Source organism: Thalassococcus sp., assembly GCF_982780845.1.
Genome location: NZ_CEYADA010000003.1, coordinates 19,549 through 41,455, shown reverse-complemented (window position 1 = coordinate 41,455; position 21,907 = coordinate 19,549). Strand labels below are relative to the sequence as shown.

Sequence of the window (21,907 nt, the reverse complement as noted above, 5' to 3'; positions counted from 1 at the left end):
AAGTTTTCATGCGTCTCTAGATTTTATGTATGCCAAAAAATTCAATTTTTAATTGAATTTCTGAACGTTTTATAAATAGGCGCCAGAGGCTATTGTTCGAAAATCCATGAATTGGATGCTCAAAATTTAAAGATGCCGATTGATTGGATTTTTTGGCGATCTTTTGTATCGGATGGTCAAAAACGGGCAGGTTTGATAGAGCAACACATCACCATATTGAGATGCTATTTGTTTGGTTTTTAAGCCGTTTGGAAACTGGCTCGCCGCCGGGCGTGTGGTCTCCGGTTTGTCGCGATAAATTGACAGAATAGGGCTTCAAAGCTAACACTGTTGATACTTTGGCGTTAATCGAACGCGAATTTTTAGATTTTTATTTCGGGTGCTTTCGGCATCCACTGGCAAGTTGATGAATGGTGCGCGGGTTGGATTTCCGCAATAATTTTATCCCGAATATTTTGAAAACGTAGATAACTGCACCCCTCGTCAATTCCATGCAGGCAAAGAATGTCGGGCTGTTTTTGAGCAGCGCGTGTGGGGACATATTATGGCTGATCCAATTGATATTACAGATCCTGGTGGCAGTACCACGGTCGGAGGCGTTATTTTCGAGGACGCCGCAAACGTCGGTTCCGGCACCGGGAACTACGATACGTTTCTGGCCTTGAACGACAATGATGGCACGATTGCCGGGTTCAACTCTGACGATAGCGGGTCGATTGATCCGTCGAACTCGAACATGGACGCATCAAAGTCCGAAGCGATCCTCTTGGGGTCGTTGACAACGGTCTGGATCGATGGCGTCGAGTACTACGAAATCCGTCTTGATCTGAACGAAAACAACAAAGAGGGCGAGGCGGCCAAAAGCCAGATCTCGATGGAAGCCTTCAAGATCTACACGTCTACCGACGGCACGATCGAAGACCTCGCGACGCTTGAAACCCAGAACCTTGTTTACGATCTGGACGCAACAGAAGATAACACGCTGTTCCTGTCCGAAGAGTCCACGGGATCAGGCACCGACGACTACGCGATCTACATCCCCGTCAGCCAGTTCGAGGGTCTCGATCCTGCGACCACGTATTTCTACCTGTACACCGAGATGGGGCGCGAAGAGCCTTGGGAAGAGAACGCGGGTTTCGAAGAATTCAATCAACAGGAAGCTGGCCTGATTGCAGGCACAAAGTTCGAAGATGAAAACTCGAATGGAATTCAGGACGCGGGTGAAGAGGGCTTGGAAGGAATCGTCATTTACCACGATGCCGACAACGACGGTCAGCTGGACACGTGGGATACGAACCTGAACGGCATCGTTGATGACGGCGAGGTGTTCGATGAATTCAACAACGAACAGTTCGATGTCACTGACGAGAACGGCTACTACACGCTGACCGGTATCGCGACGAGTTCCGAGCCCATTATCATTCGCGAAGAACTGACTGGTGAGAACGCGGATTACATCGCGACGAACTATGATGGCGTGGATGAATTCGGTCCCTATTGGGAAGCCTCGATTACCGATGGCGGTCAACTCGTCACCAAAGACATTGGTAACTTCATTCCCAACCCATCCATCGTGATCGACAAGATCGTCATGGACGTCGGCACCGAAGGCGCTGCCGCGGTCGTTGACGAAGCGGATGATCAAATCACCTATCATCTGGTTGTGACGAATGACGGCAATGTCGCCCTGAGCAACGTCACAGTGACCGATCCCCTGACAGGCACCAACTACCTGATCGGCGCGTTGGGTGTGGGTGAAACGGTCACTATCGGTGACGGCGATGACGTCGATGTGGTCTACACCGCAACGCAGGATGATCTTGACGGAAACGGCGGTGGTGACGGCGATATCGACAACACAGCCACTGTGACCGGCGAATACGGGGATGACACCGTATCCGACAGCGACGATGAAGCTGTCCTGATCGAGCTGGAAGAAGGTATCAACCTGATCAAGACCAGCGATACCGTTACGATCAATGGTGCGACCACGGTCACGTATGATTTTACCCTGACGAACACCGGAAATTACGCGCAGGAAATCACCAGCGTGGTGGATCAGGGCTTCATCATTGGCGACGCCTCGGATGATTTTACCTTGTACGACGGCTCGGCCGGTATTGTGGCCGAAGGGGACACTGACGGCGACGGGCTTCTGGATGTCGGCGAAACTTGGACCTTCTCGCGCGATGTAGAAATCACACAGGAGATGTTCGACGACAACCTGGGTGGTCTGACCAACATTGCCTGCGCCTACACGCCGGATACGTTCCACTGCGATGGCCACGACATTGACCGCTATAATCTGTCTATCGACAAGGTGGTCTATTCTGTTGATGGCTCAACGTCCCATCTGGTCGTAGACGCGGCTGACGAAGAGGTCATCTACCATATCGACGTGACCAACACGGGTGATCTGGACCTGACGGGCCTACAGGTTATCGACACGATCGCAGACACGGTTGCTTATCTGGAAGAAGTCTCTGGCGATGGCGATGATGTGTTCGAGGCAGGCGAAACATGGCGTTTCGAAGCCTCTTACACGGCCACGCAGGGTGATCTGGATACCAACGGCGACGGCGATGGCGCGATTGAAAATATCGCCACAGCCGACACAAATGAAACCGGCGAGGTGTCCGATGACGCCGATGTTCCGATTGAACAGATCGGCGGGATTTCGTTGGATAAAACGTCTGACACGACCTACGTCACGGGCGCGGCGGATGTGACGTATACCTACACACTAACAAACACCGGCAATTACGCGCAGGCCATCGCCAGCGTGATCGACGATAACTTTACGCCGGGCGATGCCTCTGACGACATCACGCTTTATAACGGCACTGGTGCGGTCACGGGTGATACGGATGGTGACGGTCTTCTGGATGTCGGCGAGGAGTGGAGCTTCTCGACCACTGTGTCGATCACACAAGAAGACTTTGATGCCAACATCGGCGGGCTGACCAACGTCGCCTGTGCGGTGACAGCCGATGGCATCAAGGCGCGCGACGAACACGATCTGAACCGCGCGATCATTGCCATCGACAAGGTCGTGAAAGACATCAATGGCGATGCGGCGAACACGACGGTTCTGAATGTGGGCGATGTGATCAACTATCAGATCACGGTCACCAACAGCGGCGAAGAGACCTTGACCAACGTCATCGTCACAGACCCGCTGACGGGCCTGAACGAAAACATCGGCTCGCTCGAAGCGGGTGCCAGCGCGACCCTTGATGTCAGCTACACCGTTCAGCAGGCGGATATCGACGGCTATGGCGTAGATTATCTGGGTCTGATTGATGGTGATGGCGACGTGGACAACACGGCCACGGCTGACAGTGACCAGACCGATAAAGTGTCGGATAGCGAAGAGGTCGATATTCAGGAGCTTCCGGATATCAAGATCGACAAGCTGGTCGTGGATGTCGGTGGCGATGGTACCGGTTTGACCGCAGCCGATGCTGAAGGCGATGTCATTACTTATGGCATTGTCGTTACGAACACGGGCAACCAGACTCTGACGGATATCGTTGTGACCGATCCTCTGACGGGGCTGAGCTATGCCTATGACGGATCGCTCGCGCCGGGCGCATCGTTTACGATTGCGAATGGTCAGCTGGACAAGAACGGTGATGCAGCAGACCTGCAGTACTCCGTAACGCAGGCCGATCTGGACAGCTGGGGCGATGGCGATGGCGACATCGACAACACCGCAACAGCCGTGGGCCAGGCCCGCGCCGTCGAAGTCAGCGATGACGACAGTGAAGAGGTCGATGTCGTTTATGCGCCGGAAATGGGCATTACCAAGGTCGCGACAATCTACAACGAAGATGGCAGCCTGGACGAAGACCAGCGCGCCGAAACGGCTGGCGATTACATCAGCTATTCGTTCGAAGTGTCGAACCTTGGCAATATCACCCTGACCGAGGTTTTGGTTGAGGACGCCACCATCGGCTACTCCACCACCATCGACGCGATCGAGGTTGGCGGCAGCGTGACGTTGGAGCCGGTCGAGAAGGTGATCGTCACTCAGGCGATGCTGGATGCTCAGGATCCGACCAAGGACGGCCAAGACGACGAGTGTGACTTTGAAAACACCGTCACGGCGACAGCAGTTGAACTTGATGGCAGCGTCTCGGACACCGAATGTTCGAACTTCGACTATGACCCCAATGTCGACATCGAAAAGCTGATCTCGGTCAACGGCGGCGCCTTTGTCGATGCGGACAGCCCGACAGGGCCGGAAGTGGATATCGTGGGTGAGACAGTCACCTTCCGAATTGAGGTCACCAACACCGGCAATATCTCATTGACTGACGTGACCATCGAAGACCTGAAGTACGTCGAAGGCGCCTTCCATTCCGAGGTCACTGTTCCAACGCTGATCGGCCTGACGGACGAAGACGGCGATGGCGAGTTCGATGATCTGGCGGTTGGTGCGGTGGCCTACGTCGAATATACCGACGTTCTGACGGCTGACCAGCATCGCAACGACGCGACGGTCACAACCGCTGAAGGTGTCACCGATACCGACAGTGCCCATTACTTCGGTCTGATCAGTGATGGTCCGGGTGTTCGGACGCCGGGTGGCTGGGGCAACTCGCCCAAACTTCAGCTCTATTGGGATGGCATCGAAGGCAACGAACCGCATGTTTCGGATACCGATAATTTCCCGGATCAGGAACTACTCAGCGCGGCTGAACTGGAAGCGGGTGTCTTTATCATCGGCGACCATATGAATGGCGGCGACGGTGTGCAGGGTGAGGGCGAATATGCCGTCGATCTGGAACTCGCCTGGGCCGTTGTTGAGCAAAATGGCGGTCGGTATGGATCAAAGGAACTGGATCTGCTGCGCCACGCCATCGCGACCGAACTGAACATGCGCGCTGGCAACGGATATCAGGACACAACACCTGACATCGCGCTCGACAGCCCCGAAGACTGGCTGCGCGAGGCGATTGAATGGGGGCTGAATAACTCTGGTGGTCCGATGAAAGGCAAGAACAGTGTCTGGAACCACGAACAGAACGGTATCGCCTCTGGATCCGACATCATGTCTGCGCTGGATGAATACAACAACTTCGGCACCATCGACGGAGTACGTTTCGCCCACGACGCCGACAGCGCAGAGTTCCAAGCCGCCATGCTGAACGTGGATGCCTTCCTGTTCGCCTGAGTTTTAAGGTTTAACAAGTGTGATCGGAGCGCCGGAAACGGCGCTCCGTTTTTTGACCTTTTACAAACGGGCAGGGCAGTTAAAATCATTGATGGGGATCAGGGGAAGTACGGGAGCAGAAGTCGATGTTGAAAACGTGAGTTTGTTGTCTGGCCGCGACTAAAATACTAAAAATCCGCAACGGAAAATATTTGCCGATGTCTAACTCTCAACGTGAAATTTGATTGGTCCAGTGTCTGATACGTTCCTGCCACCAGAGTCGTCAGCCAAGCCAATGTTGTTCAACACGCTCCAAGCCGGCAGATGCGTCGCAGCGATGGCCGTCATGGTGCATCACGCGGCAATTTCTGTTGAGGCATTTGTAGAAGTTCCACCAAGGATAGTTCTGTCGATTGCTGAATATGGCTATCTAGGTGTTGATTTCTTCTTTGTCTTGTCCGGATTTATCATTCACTATTCAATGACTGTAAATCCTAGAGGTTCATCTGAGTTTGCGGCAGACAGGTTTTTTAGGATTATGATACCCTATTTGCCGGTGGGGATATTAGTGGCACTCGTTTACACCTACGTTCCCAGAGTGAGTACGTCGGAAAGAGAGTGGAGCTGGTTGTCGTCGTTGACACTATTTCCGACTTCGGAACCACCAGCGTTAAGTGTAGCTTGGACGCTGCAACATGAAATGCTTTTTTATTTCCTATATGCGGTGATGTTTTTCTTTAATCGGCTGTTTCTGGGTATGGCAGTTTGGTTTTTTGGAATTATTGTTTTCAACACTCTCTTCAGTGTCGAAGCGAATTTTTCCAAAATTTTGTTCTCTCCTCAGAATCTGGAGTTTTTGGCGGGCCTGCTTGCGTCGGTTTTTGTTTTGTCAAAGCGAAGCGTAAATAAGCCTCTACTCTGTTTCCTGTCCGTTTCATTTGTACTTTTGTTTATTTTGGTAGGTGCGGATAGATCTCAGAGCTTCATTTTGGGTTTGGGTTTGGCATTTTTGCTTCCCGTCATGTGCGAAACCGAGCTTGGGAATGGTGTAAGAGTGCCAAAATGGCTCGTTATCGGCGGTGCGGCTTCTTATGCACTTTATTTAACTCACAACCCGCTTCTCTCGGTATTGTCTCGAATTTTCTCTAAATTGGACATGGGATGGGAGAGTGCATTCATTGCCTCTGCTCTGTTTTGTACTTTGGTAGGTTTGATTTATTTTTGGGTGTGGGAAAGACCGATGATGAGATTGATCAAGAAGGTTCGCAAAAATAAGAGGAAATTTACCTCTGCAAGGGCAATGGGGTGAAAGTGTCTCGATTTAGGAAGTAAGGATATTCAAGGTTTGATTTGAAATATACCCTGTCGAAGGCTTAAATACCTTCTAGGGTCTCAGGCTGGTTCATAATGAGAACCAGTTTCGAATGTTATTTAAACTTTGTTGGAGCGGTGTGGGTCTAGGTTTATGTGATGCGGAAGGCCTGGATTCGACATCTTAAGTGAAACGCTATTTTGTCATATTCTGATGATTGGCAAAAATTACTTTTCTGCTAGCCGAATTGAGTTGGGGCTGGTTGCGTAAGAGATCGCGTCCCAAAAGATCAGGCAATCACAACTGTAATGAACAGTGTGGGCTTCCAGTAAAAAACTATGGAAATGGAGGCGAGTACCAACTCCCTATTCATGTCTCATGCTGTCCTGTGGATTCCTTCATGGCACTGATAACAAATAACTAAATAGGTTTACGTGTCTCGTGCTGTTGCATGTTGTCTCGCTCGTGTGTACCTCTTTAGGTGGGTTCTATGGGGGGTAAGTGGAATGCCGCGTCGCGCGAAAGAACTTTCTGCTATCGAGGTGAAGCGCCTTTTGAACACGGGCCTCCATGCAGTCGGAGGGGTGGCCGGGCTTTGTTTGCAGGTTTCCGAAAGTGGTGCTCGCTCGTGGTTGCTCCGTACGACCGTTGGCGCAAAACGGAAAGAGATGGGGCTTGGCGCGTATCCAGAAGTCTCTCTCAAAGACGCGAGGGGCGAGGCGTCTCGATTGAAATCGATGATCAAGGCTGGTGTTGATCCGGTTGGCGAAAGGAAAAAAGTCCGTCGTGAATTAGCCGCTCAAGCAAGACGGTCTGTGACCTTCCGTCAGGCATTTGAAGAATTTGTGCCTGGCAAGGAACAGACTTTGGCAGAAGGTACCAGTTACCGAAAGAACTGGCGCAACAGTGTCGATGAGTATGCGCTCGATCAACTCGGAACGAAGCCCGTAGCCGAAATCAAACGGGAGGACATTGTGGGAGTCCTGCTTCCGCTATGGATCGAAAAACGCCCGACGGCAGAGAAGTTGCGACGAAAGCTCAGTGAAACCTTGGAGTTTTGCAAGGCAAAAGAATATCGGGATGGCGATAATCCTGCGGTATGGTCCAGCGAACTGGCCACTCTTCTGCCGCGGCCTGCTGATGGTTCGGATGAGGGAAACTACCCAGCTGTACAGCTACGCGACGCGAAAAGGTGTTGGCGGGCAATTCAAAGCCGCAATGGGCTTTCGAAATTGGCGTTGTCGTTTCAGATTCTCACAGCGACACGCACTGGCGCTGTTCGGTATATGACTTGGGATGAGTTGGATTTCGACAATCAGGTTTGGACAGTTCAGCCCCTGCGTAAGTCGTCGAAAGTCAGCAAGAAAATGGGGCCACGTCGAGTGCCTCTCACGCCGCTGATGCGAAGCATCCTGGAGCAAGCACCGCGAAGGTTGGACACTCCGTTTGTCTTTGCTGCTCCACGCGGGGGCGCGCTCTCGGATGGTTCGATTGGTAAAGTGCTAAAGTCTGCCCATCTTGCCGATGTGAAATCTGGCAATTCTGGTTTTGTCGATGCGTTGACGGGCGAAGTTGCAGTTGCTCACGGGTTTCGATCAACCTTCAAAGCTTGGTCAACCGAGCTCACTGCATTCGAGTGGAGTCTGTCCGAAGCTGCGCTCTGGCATTTTTTAGGCTCGAAGGTCGAGAGGGCTTACGCTCGAACTGACCTACTCGAAAAACGCAGGAAAATGATGAATGAGTGGGGGGAGTTCCTGGATGGAACAGGATAAGTTGTCGTACGCTGAATTGGTGGAATTTGCCGTAGAGGCGTTGTGCGATTTGCATGGGCACTACACGGCTGCGGAGATCCAAGATCAGGTCAATCAGTATCACTACCGCGTGGGCGACATGAGGTCTCTGGAGCTGTCCTTTCAAGGCGCCCGCGAAAACCTTGTACTGTATGAGGCTGCGTTGCTCTCGATCTCTCACTGGCTGTGTAGCGGTATCGCACTGCCCCACTTTGTTTTCCAATGGCTATATGACTATCGCGGCGGAAAAATAAAGAAACCCAATCGCAGCCGTCGCCATAGTCGGGCGTTCCCAGGTCAAGACACGGAGCGCAACAAGGGAATTTATCAGATCGTTTGCGACTTGGAGAGCATGGGCGTGCCTCGCCGTGCCTCGATACATGAGCCAGCATTCTCTTGCTACGAGATCGTTGCGAAAGCACAACGTGAGCTGCGCCAAAGGCCAAATTCAGCAAACGGTATACGGAAAATCTGCGAGGCGCGAGCGCGTGAAATCAAAGAGGGCCGCATCAGTTTTTCGCAAATGGATGCCTATCTCGCGTTGATTGGGGCCAAGCGGTAGGCTGAAATGTGTGAATATTGGGAGACATCCGAAACAATCTAGGGTGTCTGCAAATGTTCATCTCAGACAAAGAGTTCGCAACTTATCTCTCTGTGTCCCGCGCAACAATTTGGCGTTGGCGCGCAGAGCGTGAAGGGTTTCCGCAGCCTCACCACCTCTCGCCTGCATGCGTTCGTTGGAAGTTGACCGAGGTTGAAGCCTGGGTCAGCAGTGTGCTCCAGACGAATGAGGTGGCTGGATGACTGTCTCAAACGAAAGCGAAAATGACCCCCGCTCCACTGACAGGGGGGTCATTTTTGCAGCCCCTGCGACGATCTTTGACCAGATCGATGCATCGTCAAAGCCGCATGCCGACTTCGTCGAGGATCTTCGACGCGCGTTTGATGCGGTGATCCAGGCACCGGGCGACAGCACATATAATCTAAAGGATCAGAAAGTGCTGCGCGACTTGGCAAACGCTTTTGCCTTCGATTGGCATGAACTAACCGTCATCTCGCCAACAACCCTTGCAGGTAAAACCGATAATGCTTGCGAACAAAACGCGGCTGTGAAAGCAATCATCGGTTTTCTGATTGCCGGAGGCTACGTACCCTATCATGGCAAAGGCGGAGCCGGTAAATCCTATGGAGTTTCCGTCGAGTTTAAGGAGGATATCGCGCACTCCGAACCGGTAGCGTTCCTTTCCTTTGGCTCACACTCTGGAAGCATGCCCCACATCACGGTTAAGGGGGCAGATGGGCGGGGTCATGCAGTAGCGCGATTACTCCAATCAACGCGCATTCCATTCAGGGCTTCAAGAATTGATGTTCGGCTGGATATCTCGATGGAGACACTGTTCGCACGTCTCGCCGCGAAAATGCGGGCAATGGCGGACAATAGTAAGAAGATCAAAAAGCCGGTCAGATTCATCGGCTCTGAAGGCGGTGAAATGGCACGGCTTGGGTCGACTAAAAGCCCTGTTTGTATTCGTGTTTACAAGAAGGACTTTGAGCGCTTCGAAAAGAAAAAGATCAAAAAAGAGGATATTGATCCCAATTTGGTTAGAATTGAGTTCCAGTTTCGATTGGAAGGTCTCGACGGAGTTGCAAAGGCGAACATGTCTCCTTGGCAACTCGCTCAATCTACCCCAATGACACGCGAATTCTTACATGGCTTGGGCGCTGTCCTTCAGTTGCCTGGCGAATGTGAGATTGTCAAAGGGCCGAAAGAGGTCTCGCCGCGTACTGAGTTTGATGCAGAAGCAGCCGGGTTTCTTCAATATCAACGGACATTTGCGCGCGCATCATGTGCCACTCTCTTTGAGGCGGCGTCGAAGAAGCTCGAGGAATCAGGGCAGGGCGAAGAACAAATTTGTGTTAGTGAAGTCGAAGATCTGATGATTTCGCGCTTCGGTAAGTATGTGAAGGAAAGCGGAGTTGCGGAAAAAGTTCTCGCTGAATTCGGATTTTCTGATGGTGTGAGTTACGATCCCGAGGATCGAGCGGAGAGAATTATCAAGCTTGCGCATAAGCAGAGGTTGCAGCGGTACAATAATCGACTTGAGTCATTGGCGCAGACTTTGGACTTGTACGCCGATCTGGAATTTCCTGACGAATTTTTGCGTTCGGTGTCCAGAAAGATTGAGACGATGGAAGAAGCAATTTTCGCGGCTCAGGACGAGGAACCGTTTGAGACCCTCGAAACCCTGAAGACAGTGTGGGGGCATATCCGTCCACCTGAGATCTATCTGTATGGGCTTGATCACTACTTAGCGTCCCGAGGCTTCCGTCAGGCTCCGGCTTTGACCGAAATTGAGTTCGAATTTGCTCACGCCCTCGAAGGCGGTGAAGAGTGCGCGGACCAATAGTCGGGCAGCAAATCGCCTGACACTGAAATTTCATCTCCGGACTTTGGGTCTGAGATGAGCACCCCCGCAGAATAATCTGCAACCACTTCCTCCAAAAAAGAGAAGGAAATACTCATGTGCTTCGCACCTTGCGATGTTGCACGCCATGACTTTGCGTGTGATCGTGTTTCGGAAAAGTCCCCTTACGATCTCGGGCGTTATATCGCCGGAATGCGCCTCCCCCAGACCATCAAAGGAGCATTGATTGCCGCCTGCGTGATCGTGCGGGAGTGGGATAGTGCTTCGGGAGCGGACATGCTTCTGGGAGCAACCTCGGCCACAGTCCCCAAGTGTTCTCGCGCCTGCGCCGTGCGCCAGACTGCATTCGACGCAGTCTTCAAGGCCTTGCCGCCTTACGCGGAAGAGCCCAGCAATGCATGGGAAACAGCCCATTATCTTGCGCCGATTATTTTCTATTCTCGAGAACCAGAGTTGGTGTCGGCCTTCTTTGCCGAACTGCTCGGCTACCGTGATAGCGCCTATGACGACTTCTGCTTCGCACTGTTCCTGTTTGATGGCGTTATCGCAAAGTAAGTGGCTCACTTCTTCGCCAAAGCACTCAAAAGGCAGGGACAAGTCCCTGCCTTTTCTTTTATTTGGGGCCAAGACCGAACGGATCATCGATGGGAACATTCTGCCTATGAGCCGCGTGTCTTCGAAACTCATCCTGCCAGCCTGAGGCATCATCATCCAAGTACCGAAACTCTGGGTCCTCTGGGGGCGCCGGGAAAAGGCCTGAAAGGCGCGCGATGATCATTCGAGAAAGGTCACCAAGAGATTGAGTTTGATCGATCACCAACGCTTCTTGATTGGTTATGGTCGCGCCAAAGCCATCGCACCAACGGACCCATATTGCCGCCCGCTGACATGCGAGTTTGTCCAACGGGTCACTGGCGTTATCAGCTGCGCGCAGAAGTGCGCCAATCGCCTTAGAGTTCTTCACTGCATCACCCTGCCAATAATTTGTGAAAGGATGACCATCGCACCACCAAGGACGCCGCCCGACAGACCCGACCAAAACGACAGGCCGCGCAGTTGATGTGCTGCCTCTTGCGCTTGGATCAGTGGGGCAGTGAGCGAGCGGACAAGTTCATCATGCGCTTCTGCAATGTTGCTGCGTATGTCGACTGAAACGGCCTCAGACTGCCGCCGGGCAATTGCCCTCGATGATTTTTCACATGCTGTCCTGGTCTGCTCCAGCGCGTTTCGCGCCTCCTGCATTTCCAGCCTGACAGCGCGTTGCTCTTCAATCATGTCGCTGGCGTGCGCGATAAAGCGCCGCAACTCGTCGGCCAGCTGCGGGTCGTCATTTTTCTCAGCGCTCGGGGAGACCTTCTTAATTCGGGTCATTCTCTTCTCCGTTACAGTTTTGGGGTGAACGATTTGCCCAGGCTCCTCTTACGAAGCCGGAATTGGTTCTGGGGTGACAAGGGCATTCGCATGGTGGAGGCATTCAAAAGTTCGCGGCGCATCGCCCAAGCCAATTGTCTGCGAGCTGATTTTTCGAGGGTCTCACGCCTCGCATTTCGATCAGTCCCCAGCCGCCTTCGCAGGTGTGCTAGCGTTGCCTGTCGGTCAACCTGGCCCGCCGCAATACGCTGACCATCTGGACCAGTTAGGACTGCGCCGCTGCCTCTTCCAGCTTGTACAACATCCAGCCGCCAGCCGTCTCGTTGCAGACGACGATGGAGGTCAGGCCAAGATGATGCCTTGAGCAGCGTACTGCGCACTGAACGCGGGGCTATGATGCCTCGATGCGGCCTGGAGTTCGGATATCCTTCGAACCTTCGGCAAGTTTTCGGCGAGACTTCATGTCTCCCCTCAATAGCACTCCAGCCGCGCTCGGCTTCGATCTGGCGTAGCGTATCCTCGATGCGCGCATAGCTTTTGGAGTCAGAGACAGCCTTTCCGTCCCCGCCGACGCGGTTGGCCGCAATATGGAAATGCGCGTGGTCGCGGTCGTCGTGCCTGATGACGACTGCTTGATTTTCGGACAAGCCCAAGCCGCGCAGGACGCGCCGGGCATCGTCCTGCATTTCGTCCATTGTTGGAGCCTCATCCCTCGCGTAACTGATGCTGATGTGCATGACGGGCTTGCTCGTCCGCGCGCTCAACGCCGCAGCGACAGCCATTTCAGACGCCGCTGCCTCTGGACTATCGGAAGCCAGGTTGTGCAGCGCCAAGACCGATCCTCGGTTGTCCCGCATTAGATAGTCCACGAGCCGACCGAAATCGGCTCCCTTGCGGACCTTGCCAATCATGACCCACCCTTCCAAGGGTCTTCGCTTTGGCGCGCACGGCGGGACGACGCGATTGCGACGCACAGGCGGTAGAGGGCAATGCCTAGCGCCGTGATAATTCCGGTGGATACAGCGGCGATGGCGCGGGCGGTCTGCGGGTTGTTTATCATGTTTCATTCTCCAGATAGGCGATTTGCAATTTCGACGAGCCGCTTTCGCGCGACTGTCACCCCAGCGATTTCAGCCGCCGAAAACGTCCCGGAGGAATTGCCGATCTTCGCGATTTGATTGAGGAGAGCACCAACCCGATTTAGCGCCGCCACTGCTTCGACGGTCACACCCGATGCTCTTGGCTTGGGTGGCCTCTGGGTTAGGATGAATGCTCGGACATACGTGCTCATCGGCAGGCGGACGAGGTCGGCAAGGTCTGCGATGCGGTTCCATTCGTCGTCAGATAAACGGATCGCTAAAATGTTCTCGCGCATCACGATCTCCGGACATGCACCCCGAAGCCGCAGGCGACTATCGGAGCCAGGGGCGACCGGCGAAGCCCGTTTTGTTGTACGGTTGTACACACAAAACACTGCTTGCTGGTCTTACTACTGAAAAATGAAGGTATCATAATACCGCAATGGCAAGAACAGCGATGGAGCAATGACATGTGGACAAAGGGTACTTGGGAGACCCAAGTCATGCGTGAGACACGGCGGCACTTGTCGAGCTTCACGCCGGTGTACTTGGCCGACGACAAGACTATGCTTGGCAATCTAGGTTTCTATCTCAAGGGGCAGATTTGGCTGACGGACGAGTTCGAAGGACGCATGGATGTCGAGTTCGAAGAGGTCCTGCACCATGAGATTTTCCATATGAAGTTTGCGCGGGCGAAAGCGCGGAACGCTCCTATGGCCGGAATGACGGTAGATGAAGCGATGGCTCAAGCAGGAAGTGTCGCTCCTGCCGCACTGGCTGACAGTCCGCGTTCGGAACTGGTCGAGTACTACAGATTGACCGCAGGCCCAGATTTCGCCGAAGAATGTCTGGTCCAGCTCTGCCTCGCAGTTCGGTTTAAGGAAGGAATAGCTTTGCCCATCGATTTACATGCGGCTTGCCAGGCGTTGGTGCAGCCTCTGCGCAGCCGTCCCACTTTCTGGGGAGGTTACATTGCTTCCTTTTACAACGCGTCGCGGAGGCCGCGTCGATGGGAAAGCAGAAAGCAGTTGCCTGGCGTCCATCCTCGTCCGGTGGAAGTGCTAGCCCAACCGTCATAACTGGCGGTTTCTTCCTTCTCAATGATCTGATCAAAATCATGCTTGGGGTCACGAACAGCCAAGCATTCTGGGCCGTGTGGACGCCTTCTTTTTGCGCAGACACCAGTGACCTCTTGCCAGCGTGTCCCCAACAACGGGCTCGTTTCTCGCCCTTAGACGCCATGATCTCAGTGCCTACCAAAGATCATTGCTTAGAGCATTGAAATACAGTTCAAAATGCGATTATGTGACCAAAATGGCCCTAAATTCACGCGGTGCTTCGCCGCGTGGCGACACGGGAAATGGGCAGAGTTCTTTCCAAGCGAGGCAGAATTGTCGGGTCCTAACAATCAAATTATTGTTCTTGCAGAGCGCATTGAGTCAGAAATTCGCGACAACAAAAAAATCAATGGTTACATAGATAAACTACAGTATTTAATCAGCAACAGGGACGAATCCGACCTTAAAGGGCTGCACGAAAAGCTCATTGCAGTAGGGCGGAGTGACGAGTTGAAAAGCGCTGACCGCGATCTTCTCGCATTCGAGCAGATGCTTGAGAAATACACTCATTATCAGTCGGCCCAGATGCTGTTTGCGCGGCTCCTCATGAGAATACTCACGGTTTTCGAAAAGAACATCATGCCTCCGGGGCTAAAGCTAACTCGAAAGCAGGTTGACGAAATAATCGAGGAAAAAATCATTCAGCCCACCATTTCCGATATGGATGCAGTCGCAGGTAAAGCGGAGCTATTCTTAGATGAGGGCGACGTGTATGGAATGGTCAATTGGCTCGCCGAGCGTTGTCATGTCCGGTGGCAAGCATGTTGAACATTTCATATTCAGCAGCTTACGATCCGTACCATACAGCATTCCGGTTCTTGAACATTTTGTCTGCCGCACCACAAGTGCGTCTGAATTTCGACTGGCTTAGAATTGCCGATTTCTATTTTTGCTTCCCTGAACGTTTGTCTGATTTTTCTCCGCCAAGAAAAGTCACGGGCATGCAGGGGAGGTTAAATAGATATGTTAAATCTCTTCCTGACGTCCATTATGCGGCCCTACCGGAATCAAGTGAAATTTTTCAGAGAATGGCGATTATTCAAGATACTGCGCTTAGCGCTTTGTGTCGCGAAAGGTTTGTATCGCTGTCGCTTTCTGGAAACCAGAGATTTGTGACACTTGATCGAGAAAATCTATCTGTGCCTCTTCGCTTGAGAGTCGATGAAAATATCCAGCGCAAGAGTGAATTGCTGGATTTTTTGACTAAAGATTTTCTGGAGATTGAATTGCTTGGTCCCGGGGGATTGAAAGATCGGTCGGGTCTTGGAGAGTTTCAATATGACACAATATAACCCAAACCTAATGGTCAGACGTCTCATGGTGGTGAAGTCTGGCAAATCTGTATTTGATCAGTTCTTCCATAGCGGATTAAATATTATTCGGGGTCAGAACAGCTCTGGAAAATCTACTATTATGGATTTCCTGCACTTTGCCTTAGGTGGAGATGTTGAAAAGGGGCATTGGCGAGAAGCTGCCGAGAAATGTGATTCTGTTTTAGTTGAGATAGCTGCAAATGGTAGAGTTGTCTCCCTCTTGAGAGAAATAGAAGAGGGTTCATTCAGGCCGATGAGAGTGTTTTATGGGGGGCTGGATGAAGCTAAAAGCGCTGATATATCGGCATGGGAAACGTACCCCTTCAAACGTGGTCAGAAGGATAGTTTCTCTCAGGTTCTATTTAGGTTTTTGGGGCTCCCTGAGATCGAATACGGCGAAGCAAATGCTCGCCTCACCATGAACCAGATCCTGCGACTCCTCTATTCAGACCAAATGAGCCCTGTGGACCGAATTTTCCGACCGGTTTCGTTTGACCTGGCAATTACAAGGCAGGCAGTCGGCGACCTTCTTTGTGGAGCCTACAGTGACGAATACTACAAGGCATTGTTGCGGAAGCGGGAAGTCGTCGCAGCTCTCCAAGAGGTGCGGTCAAGTGTCAAATTCCTTATTAAAACTCACAAAAGGGATGGCCGACCCATTACTACCGAATGGATCGATGCCGAATCCTTGCGACTCGAGAATGAGCTCAAGGAGGTGGGCCGGCATATCGATGAGGTGGAGAGAGAGATATTCGATGCCGAGTTCACAGATCGGCTTAGCCTGAATGATCAGGAAAGTTCGTATCAACGGGTCGTCCAGTTGCAGAAAAAGCTGGGTAGTGCGGAAGAAGCTTTAACGAAGATTAGGCTTCAGATAGCAGACACTGATCGCTATATAGCTTCTATTGACAACAAGCTCGAGCAGCTTTCAGAGGCGAACATAATAGTCGAAAGCATTGGTGGGCTTTCTTTTGAATTCTGCCCATCATGCTTTGCGCCCATAGAGGATCATGCGGTGGAAGGAGGCTGTGGCCTTTGCAAATCGTCGCATAACTCCGAAGAGACAAGAAAAAGAGTTCTTAAGCTGATTAACGAATACGCGCGACAGCGTGAGAGAGCATTCTCCGTTCAAGAAGATCGGCGTGCAGAACTGCGTATTCGAAGTGCGGAGCTTGAACAGTTAAAGGGTCTTTGGGAGAATGCCGGTGCTCAATATCAAGTTTCGCTGAGAACGCCGACAAGCGAAATGCGATCTCGTCTTCGAGAGCTCAATCGGAAAGCCGGATATCTCTATCGTGAACAAGAAGAACTGGTCTTCTTTCGTTCAGTGGTTGATGAGCTCTCGACGCTTACGGCTGAACGCGAAGGTCTGGAAAATGAGCTGAATGCTCTTGAAGCAGCTATAGAGTATGAAAAAGATAAACAGGCTGCACGTCTCGTTAAGGCTCGACAGGCAATTGAGAGAGAGGTCCTTGAGTTTTTGCACGCTGATCTGGCTCGTCAAATAACCTTCGAAGAGGCGGAAGACATATCGTTTGAATTCGATGCGGATCGTCTTGCTGTAAATGGGGAATCTTTCTTTTCCGCGAGCTCAATGGCATATTTGAGGAACAGCTTTTTTGCCTCGTTTTTGTATGCCGCAGCAAATGACAGAAGTTTTCTCCATCCTCGTTTGCTCATTATGGACACGGTGGAAGACAAGGGTATGGAGCCTGAGCGCAGTATGAATTTTCAAAGAATTCTTCGGGACAAGTCAAGCGCAGCAAAATCTATCCATCAAGTAATTATAGCTACTTCCATGATTGCTCCTGAGCTTAATACGCCCGATTATACTGTCGGTGGGGAGTATAGTCGTGACAACAGAACCTTGGATATTTTTTAATGGGTGTGGAGAGGTCGGAATTGGGCGGTGGCGCTCGGAATTCGGATAGTGGTTGGCATAGATTGGTTAACTGGGAGAATCTTCGCTCGGTCGGCTCTTCTCCTCTGGCCTCTATATCAATTTTGATGCCATTTATTGGGTACGCTATTCTGTACAATGATCAAATAATGGCATTCATATCTGATTTGGGCGTGGGTTTAGATGGGTTTTCTCATGGGGGAGTTGTGCCTGCGGAAGGTGAAGCTATTGCTCCATCAAGTGGGTTGAGTGAATTTCTCAAGCTCAACATGATAACTCGACTCAATTTCTTCTACATGGGAGCCGTTCTGATTGGTCTTGGCACGATAATATTCAGAATTCGCGCCCCTAAAACAATTCAACGCCATCGATCAATTGAGGAATTCTTTAATAGTGAATTGGATCGAGCGTCCGCTCGAAGATTGAGGACTATGGTTTTCACAATCAAGCACCGTAGACCTAATGTCGCAGCGGATCTTATTCGGTATGCTCCGTGGTTGGATCGAGACAGTTCTCCAAGCCTCTCACTTGCATATTCTGAGGCGCGAGAGGAACAAGATCAACAGATTCATGCTGATGTTTTGAGTAGTTTTTTCAATGTGGAAAGCAGATACTGCAATCGAAAGTCAGCATTCGTAGTTTTGATACTGTATGTGATCGGGATATCTTCTGCTGCTATTCCTGGACTTTTCTTTACAGTACAAGTGCTCCTCTACATTTTCCAGTAACTTAACGATAATACCGATTTGGAAGTGGGGAATGACACTTTCAGTCGAGCAGGTGCATCGCGGTGGTTGAGTGCGGTTCAGTTTGCGACTTTGTGTGGATTTGTCATGCCGTACCACTGCGAAGCTGCTCGAACTAATTGACGTCTGAAACCAGTTGCTAGCCAAAGAGGTTGACGGCGGCTGCATTCAATGTCGCAAAGTGGTTCAACTCCCCTCAGGTTACTGGAGGGGAGATGAGCCGCTGGCGGGAAATTGAATCAGTTGCGGTCAAAGGACGAAGGTTCCAGACCGCGCGAGGCGCTGTTCAGCGCAGGTGATGAAACACAGGCAGGTGACTGTGTTTCAAAGCGTCTAAGCAGGAACAAAAATCGCAGATTTTTGCGGTCTGGATAAGTCCTGTACCTCTGGGTGCGAAAGGTCGATGAATCGCTGAGAAGTCTTATGCTGCATTATGTTGCCGCATACAGTCACAGCAGAGATGATGGGTTTTTTGGTGGGTTACTTGTAAAGCGCTTCAAAAGCGCAATAAAAACAACTGTTTAAGGAGGAATTTGGAGGCGAGTACCGGAATCGAACCGGTGTACACGGATTTGCAATCCGCTGCGTCACCACTCCGCCAACTCGCCGAAGTGGCCTTCCTGTTATGGCGTCGGCGCGGGGGCGTCAAGCGGGTAGTTGCGGATTTCTTGTTTCTTCTTTCGGGAACTTTCCTGCGGGTCCGGCGTTCTTCTTTCAACGAACACATTTGAGGAACGAAAAAATGGCTACTTCGAAAACCGCCCAAACCGAATTTGACAGTCTGAAAGATGATGTTGACGCGCTGCGCTCGGATCTGCGCGATATCATGTCGCTAATTGCCGATATCGGCACCAAGGGTAAGGATGGCGTGAGCGCTGCTGCCAAGGCCCAGGTTGAAGAGGCGTCCGTCAAAGCGCGCCAGCAGGCTAAAGTCGCTGCTGAATATGCGGCCAGCGTCCGTGATCAAGCTGCTGTAACAGTTCGCGAAAAGCCGGGTCTTGCCTTGGGTCTTGCTGTCGGCGCGGGCTTCCTTGCCGGTCTGGTCGTGGGGAAAAAATAACGTGGCTCGGAAAGAGAGCATCGGCGCCCGCATCTCGCGGGCGTTTCGTGCCGCGGGGATCGGGGCAGGGGCCGCGTTGTGCTTGCTAGTGGGGATGGCATTTCTGACGGTTGCGGGCTGGATTGCACTTGTTGCTGCATACGGAGCCGCGAAGGCCGCGCTGATTATCGGTCTGGCCTATACCGGCTTTGGTTTGGCGGGGCTGGGGATGGCTTCGGTTATCGCAAAACCGCCAGAGCATGTCCCGCACGACTTAGAACGTACAAGACATTCTGAAATTGATTTATACGTCCGTCTTCTGGACGGCTTTGCTACGGGCATGCAGGCAGGTCGTAAGGCACGCAGACCCCATTAATTCCAGAAAATTTATCCAAAAATGAAGTCCGGCAGGTGACTATTCAGGTCATTGCCGGACTTATTGCCGCTTTGTGTCCAGATTTCGCTTTCGACACGTTGCTGACCGCGTGCATCTGTGTCAAAACCTTAGGAAGCAATCTGAACGGATGAGTTTAGCTATGACTGACTACGCCAGCCGCCGGCAAATGATGGTAGACACGCAAGTGCGCCCGTCTGATGTCACCAAGTTCCACATTATTTCTGCCATGCTTTCTGTGCCGCGCGAACTGTTCGTGCCGTCGGACAAGGTCGAAGCCGCTTATATCAGCGAGAATGTCGAACTCGGTGGTGGCCGTGTCGTGTTGGAGCCCAGAACATTTGCCAAGATGCTGGATGCGCTGGCGTTTGATGGCTCCGAACTGGTTCTGGATGTAGGCGCGGGCTATGGCTATTCCAGCGCAGTTATCGCCGCAATGGCCGAGGCGGTTGTTGCCGTCGAGGAAGACGAAGACATGGCTGGCGAGAGTGCCGAGCTGCTGTCGTCGGTCAACGCTGACAATGTGATCCCTCACACAGGTCCGCTTGCAGAAGGTGCGACGGATCATGGCCCCTACGACGTTATTATCATCGAAGGTGGCGTAGAAGAGGTGCCGCAGTCTTTGACGGACCAATTGAAAGACGGCGGACGCATCGCGTGCCTGTTCATGGAAGACCGTCTGGGCGTTGTCCGGATTGGTTACAAACAGGGCGGTCACGTCACTTGGCGCTTTTCCTTTAACGCAATTGCGCCGGTCCTGCCGGGCTTTGCGAAAGAGACTGCATTCGCCCTTTAACGGGCAACATTGGCTTTTGGGGCAGGTGCCCGTCAGTGATTTTGAAACTGGAGGTGTTTGATGAGACGACGTAACTGGGTGGGGATTTTGCTGGCGGGGTGCACAGCACTGTCCTTTGGTAACGTCGCAAAGGCCGACACGTTGGCTGATGCGCTTGTCGGGGCCTATAATACATCGGGCTTGCTTGAACAAAATCGCGCGGTTTTGCGTGCTGCGGATGAAGACGTGGCGCAAGCCGTGGCGGCCCTGCGTCCTGTCCTGAACTGGTCTGCCGATGTGACCCGAAGCTTTGGTCGTTCTGGCAATACACTGGGGACAGTTGTCGGTTTTGCGGACAACGAGGCCAATATCGGCCTGACGGCCGAACTGACGCTGTACGATTTCGGTGCCACAAAGCTGAACATCGATGCCGCCAAAGAGGCGGTTCTTGCCACGCGTGAAGCCCTTGTCGGTGTCGAACAAGAGGTTCTCTTACGTGCCGTATCCGCATTTTTCGAAGTGCGTCGCGCCAGTCAGGATGTGGAACTGCGCCAAAGCAACCTGCGCCTGATCACCCGCGAACTTCGCGCCGCACGCGACCGGTTTGACGTTGGTGAAGTCACCCGCACAGACGTTTCGCTGGCCGAGGCGCGTTTGGCTGCTGCCCGTGCAGCGCTGGCTGCGTCGCAGGGCTCGCTTGCGGTTGCGCATCAGGAATATGCGGCCGTTGTAGGTCGCAAGCATACTGGCCCGCTTCAGGCCCCGCGGTCCAGACCGTCGCTGCCGGGATCTGTCGATCAGGCGATGTCGGTTGCCGTTCGCAATCACCCCGATCTGAAAGCGGCCCAGCATCAGGTCACCGTGGCCGAGCTGAATATCGCAATCGCACAGGCCGCGATGAAGCCGACAGTGTCGTTGTCCGGGCGTTATGGTCTGAGCGACGATCTGGATAGTGACGCATATACCGCTGGCGGTTCTGTATCGCTAAGCGCGCAGGGCCCGATCTATCAGGGCGGTCGTCTGTCATCCTTGGTGCGTCAGTCCATGGCAAACCGTGATCAGCGCCGTGCGATTCTTTTGCAGACCACGACGGCGATTCAGCAGAACGTCGCGAACTCTTATGCACAACTGGCAGTCGCTCGCGCCGCAATCAGCGCTGGTCAGAATCAGGTCCGCGCGGCCCAGATCGCGTTTGACGGCACACGGGAAGAGGCATCGCTTGGCGCCCGCACCACGCTTGATGTTCTGGACGCTGAACAAGAGCTGCTGGATGCGCGGACAACCCTGATTTCTGCAGGCGTTGATGAGTTCATTGCGGCGTATTCGGTGCTGGCTGCTATCGGATCACTGACGGCGGACAGCCTGAATTTGCCTGTGCAGCGCTATGATCCCAGCGTCTATTACAACCTCGTAAAAGACGCGCCGGTCGCCAGCCGGCAGGGTGAAGACCTGAACCGTGTCCTCCGTGCCCTTGGAAAACAATAGA

At 52.5% G+C, this 21,907-nt stretch carries 21 protein-coding genes and 1 tRNA gene; 16 read left to right on the top strand and 6 right to left on the bottom strand.

Annotated elements, in window-relative coordinates; all coding sequences use genetic code 11:
- The first annotated feature begins 544 nt into the window (after window positions 1-544).
- From AC4FIA_RS04290 to AC4FIA_RS04260, 7 genes are all read left to right on the top strand, one after another.
- Entirely contained in the window at window positions 545-5,179 is a 4,635-nt protein-coding gene (locus AC4FIA_RS04290) for a DUF7507 domain-containing protein (protein WP_490364857.1), read from the top strand.
- 232 nt (window positions 5,180-5,411) lie between these two features.
- Entirely contained in the window at window positions 5,412-6,467 is a 1,056-nt protein-coding gene (locus tag AC4FIA_RS04285) for an acyltransferase family protein (protein WP_490364856.1), read from the top strand.
- A 509-nt stretch (window positions 6,468-6,976) separates the two neighbouring features.
- On the top strand, window positions 6,977-8,242 hold the full coding sequence (locus AC4FIA_RS04280; RefSeq protein WP_490364855.1) for a tyrosine-type recombinase/integrase: 1,266 nt from the start codon (window positions 6,977-6,979) through the stop codon (window positions 8,240-8,242).
- Complete coding sequence (locus AC4FIA_RS04275; RefSeq protein ID WP_490364854.1) at window positions 8,229-8,822, top strand: hypothetical protein; 594 nt, start codon at window positions 8,229-8,231, stop codon at window positions 8,820-8,822. Before AC4FIA_RS04280 ends, AC4FIA_RS04275 begins: the two co-directional genes overlap by 14 nt.
- A 53-nt stretch (window positions 8,823-8,875) precedes the next feature.
- Entirely contained in the window at window positions 8,876-9,064 is a 189-nt protein-coding gene (locus AC4FIA_RS04270; RefSeq protein ID WP_490364853.1) for a helix-turn-helix transcriptional regulator, read from the top strand.
- On the top strand, window positions 9,061-10,668 hold the full coding sequence (locus AC4FIA_RS04265; RefSeq protein WP_490364852.1) for a hypothetical protein: 1,608 nt from the start codon (window positions 9,061-9,063) through the stop codon (window positions 10,666-10,668). Before AC4FIA_RS04270 ends, AC4FIA_RS04265 begins: the two co-directional genes overlap by 4 nt.
- Window positions 10,669-10,782: 114 nt before the next feature.
- Window positions 10,783-11,241, top strand: a complete 459-nt coding sequence (locus AC4FIA_RS04260) for a hypothetical protein (protein ID WP_490364851.1) — start codon at window positions 10,783-10,785, stop codon at window positions 11,239-11,241.
- A gap of 58 nt (window positions 11,242-11,299) precedes the next feature.
- Here AC4FIA_RS04260 and AC4FIA_RS04255 read toward each other — a convergent pair whose 3' ends face one another.
- The 5 genes from AC4FIA_RS04255 to AC4FIA_RS04235 are packed head-to-tail and all read right to left on the bottom strand — an operon-like array spanning window position 11,300 to window position 13,432.
- Window positions 11,300-11,650, bottom strand: coding sequence for a hypothetical protein (locus AC4FIA_RS04255; RefSeq protein WP_490364850.1), 351 nt, complete (start codon window positions 11,648-11,650; stop codon window positions 11,300-11,302).
- Window positions 11,647-12,057, bottom strand: coding sequence for a hypothetical protein (locus AC4FIA_RS04250; RefSeq protein WP_490364849.1), 411 nt, complete (start codon window positions 12,055-12,057; stop codon window positions 11,647-11,649). The genes AC4FIA_RS04255 and AC4FIA_RS04250 overlap by 4 nt, the downstream gene beginning before the upstream one ends.
- Window positions 12,058-12,068: 11 nt before the next feature.
- Window positions 12,069-12,968, bottom strand: coding sequence for a relaxase/mobilization nuclease domain-containing protein (locus tag AC4FIA_RS04245; protein ID WP_490364848.1), 900 nt, complete (start codon window positions 12,966-12,968; stop codon window positions 12,069-12,071).
- On the bottom strand, window positions 12,965-13,117 hold the full coding sequence (locus AC4FIA_RS04240; protein ID WP_490364847.1) for a hypothetical protein: 153 nt from the start codon (window positions 13,115-13,117) through the stop codon (window positions 12,965-12,967). Before AC4FIA_RS04240 ends, AC4FIA_RS04245 begins: the two co-directional genes overlap by 4 nt.
- Before the next feature lie 3 nt (window positions 13,118-13,120).
- Complete coding sequence (locus AC4FIA_RS04235; RefSeq protein WP_490364846.1) at window positions 13,121-13,432, bottom strand: plasmid mobilization protein; 312 nt, start codon at window positions 13,430-13,432, stop codon at window positions 13,121-13,123.
- Window positions 13,433-13,639: 207 nt separating this feature from the next.
- Here AC4FIA_RS04235 and AC4FIA_RS04230 point away from each other — a divergent pair, with 207 nt between their 5' ends.
- The 5 genes from AC4FIA_RS04230 to AC4FIA_RS04210 all read left to right on the top strand — a co-directional run bounded on the left by AC4FIA_RS04230 (window position 13,640) and on the right by AC4FIA_RS04210 (window position 18,195).
- Complete coding sequence (locus AC4FIA_RS04230; protein ID WP_490364845.1) at window positions 13,640-14,215, top strand: hypothetical protein; 576 nt, start codon at window positions 13,640-13,642, stop codon at window positions 14,213-14,215.
- A gap of 312 nt (window positions 14,216-14,527) precedes the next feature.
- Window positions 14,528-15,022, top strand: coding sequence for an ABC-three component system protein (locus tag AC4FIA_RS04225; protein ID WP_490364844.1), 495 nt, complete (start codon window positions 14,528-14,530; stop codon window positions 15,020-15,022).
- Window positions 15,016-15,546, top strand: coding sequence for an ABC-three component system middle component 5 (locus AC4FIA_RS04220; RefSeq protein WP_490364843.1), 531 nt, complete (start codon window positions 15,016-15,018; stop codon window positions 15,544-15,546). The genes AC4FIA_RS04225 and AC4FIA_RS04220 overlap by 7 nt, the downstream gene beginning before the upstream one ends.
- Window positions 15,533-17,449 (top strand): AAA family ATPase, encoded by a 1,917-nt coding sequence (locus tag AC4FIA_RS04215; RefSeq protein ID WP_490364842.1) that lies wholly within the window; start codon window positions 15,533-15,535, stop codon window positions 17,447-17,449. The genes AC4FIA_RS04220 and AC4FIA_RS04215 overlap by 14 nt, the downstream gene beginning before the upstream one ends.
- A gap of 167 nt (window positions 17,450-17,616) precedes the next feature.
- Window positions 17,617-18,195 carry a hypothetical protein gene (locus tag AC4FIA_RS04210; protein WP_490364841.1) on the top strand — a complete coding sequence of 193 codons (579 nt, stop codon included), beginning with the start codon at window positions 17,617-17,619 and terminating at the stop codon, window positions 18,193-18,195.
- A 552-nt stretch (window positions 18,196-18,747) separates the two neighbouring features.
- On the opposite strand, the gene AC4FIA_RS04205 is transcribed toward AC4FIA_RS04210, so the two are convergent.
- Window positions 18,748-18,821, bottom strand: a tRNA-Cys gene (locus AC4FIA_RS04205).
- 134 nt (window positions 18,822-18,955) lie between these two features.
- On the opposite strand from AC4FIA_RS04205, the gene AC4FIA_RS04200 reads away from it, so the two are divergent.
- The 4 genes from AC4FIA_RS04200 (at window position 18,956) to AC4FIA_RS04185 (ending at window position 21,906) form a co-directional block, all read left to right on the top strand.
- Window positions 18,956-19,273 (top strand): ElaB/YgaM/YqjD family protein, encoded by a 318-nt coding sequence (locus AC4FIA_RS04200; RefSeq protein ID WP_490364840.1) that lies wholly within the window; start codon window positions 18,956-18,958, stop codon window positions 19,271-19,273.
- A 1-nt stretch (window position 19,274) separates the two neighbouring features.
- A complete protein-coding gene (locus tag AC4FIA_RS04195) occupies window positions 19,275-19,628 on the top strand; it encodes a hypothetical protein (RefSeq protein ID WP_490364839.1) in 354 nt (117 codons plus the stop codon).
- 160 nt (window positions 19,629-19,788) lie between these two features.
- The gene (locus tag AC4FIA_RS04190; RefSeq protein WP_490364838.1) at window positions 19,789-20,442 is read left to right on the top strand and encodes a protein-L-isoaspartate O-methyltransferase family protein; all 654 of its coding nucleotides are present in this window, start codon (window positions 19,789-19,791) and stop codon (window positions 20,440-20,442) included.
- 60 nt (window positions 20,443-20,502) lie between these two features.
- Window positions 20,503-21,906: a TolC family outer membrane protein gene (locus AC4FIA_RS04185; RefSeq protein WP_490364837.1), complete on the top strand. Its 1,404-nt coding sequence runs from the start codon at window positions 20,503-20,505 to the stop codon at window positions 21,904-21,906.
- Window position 21,907: the final 1 nt, after the last annotated feature.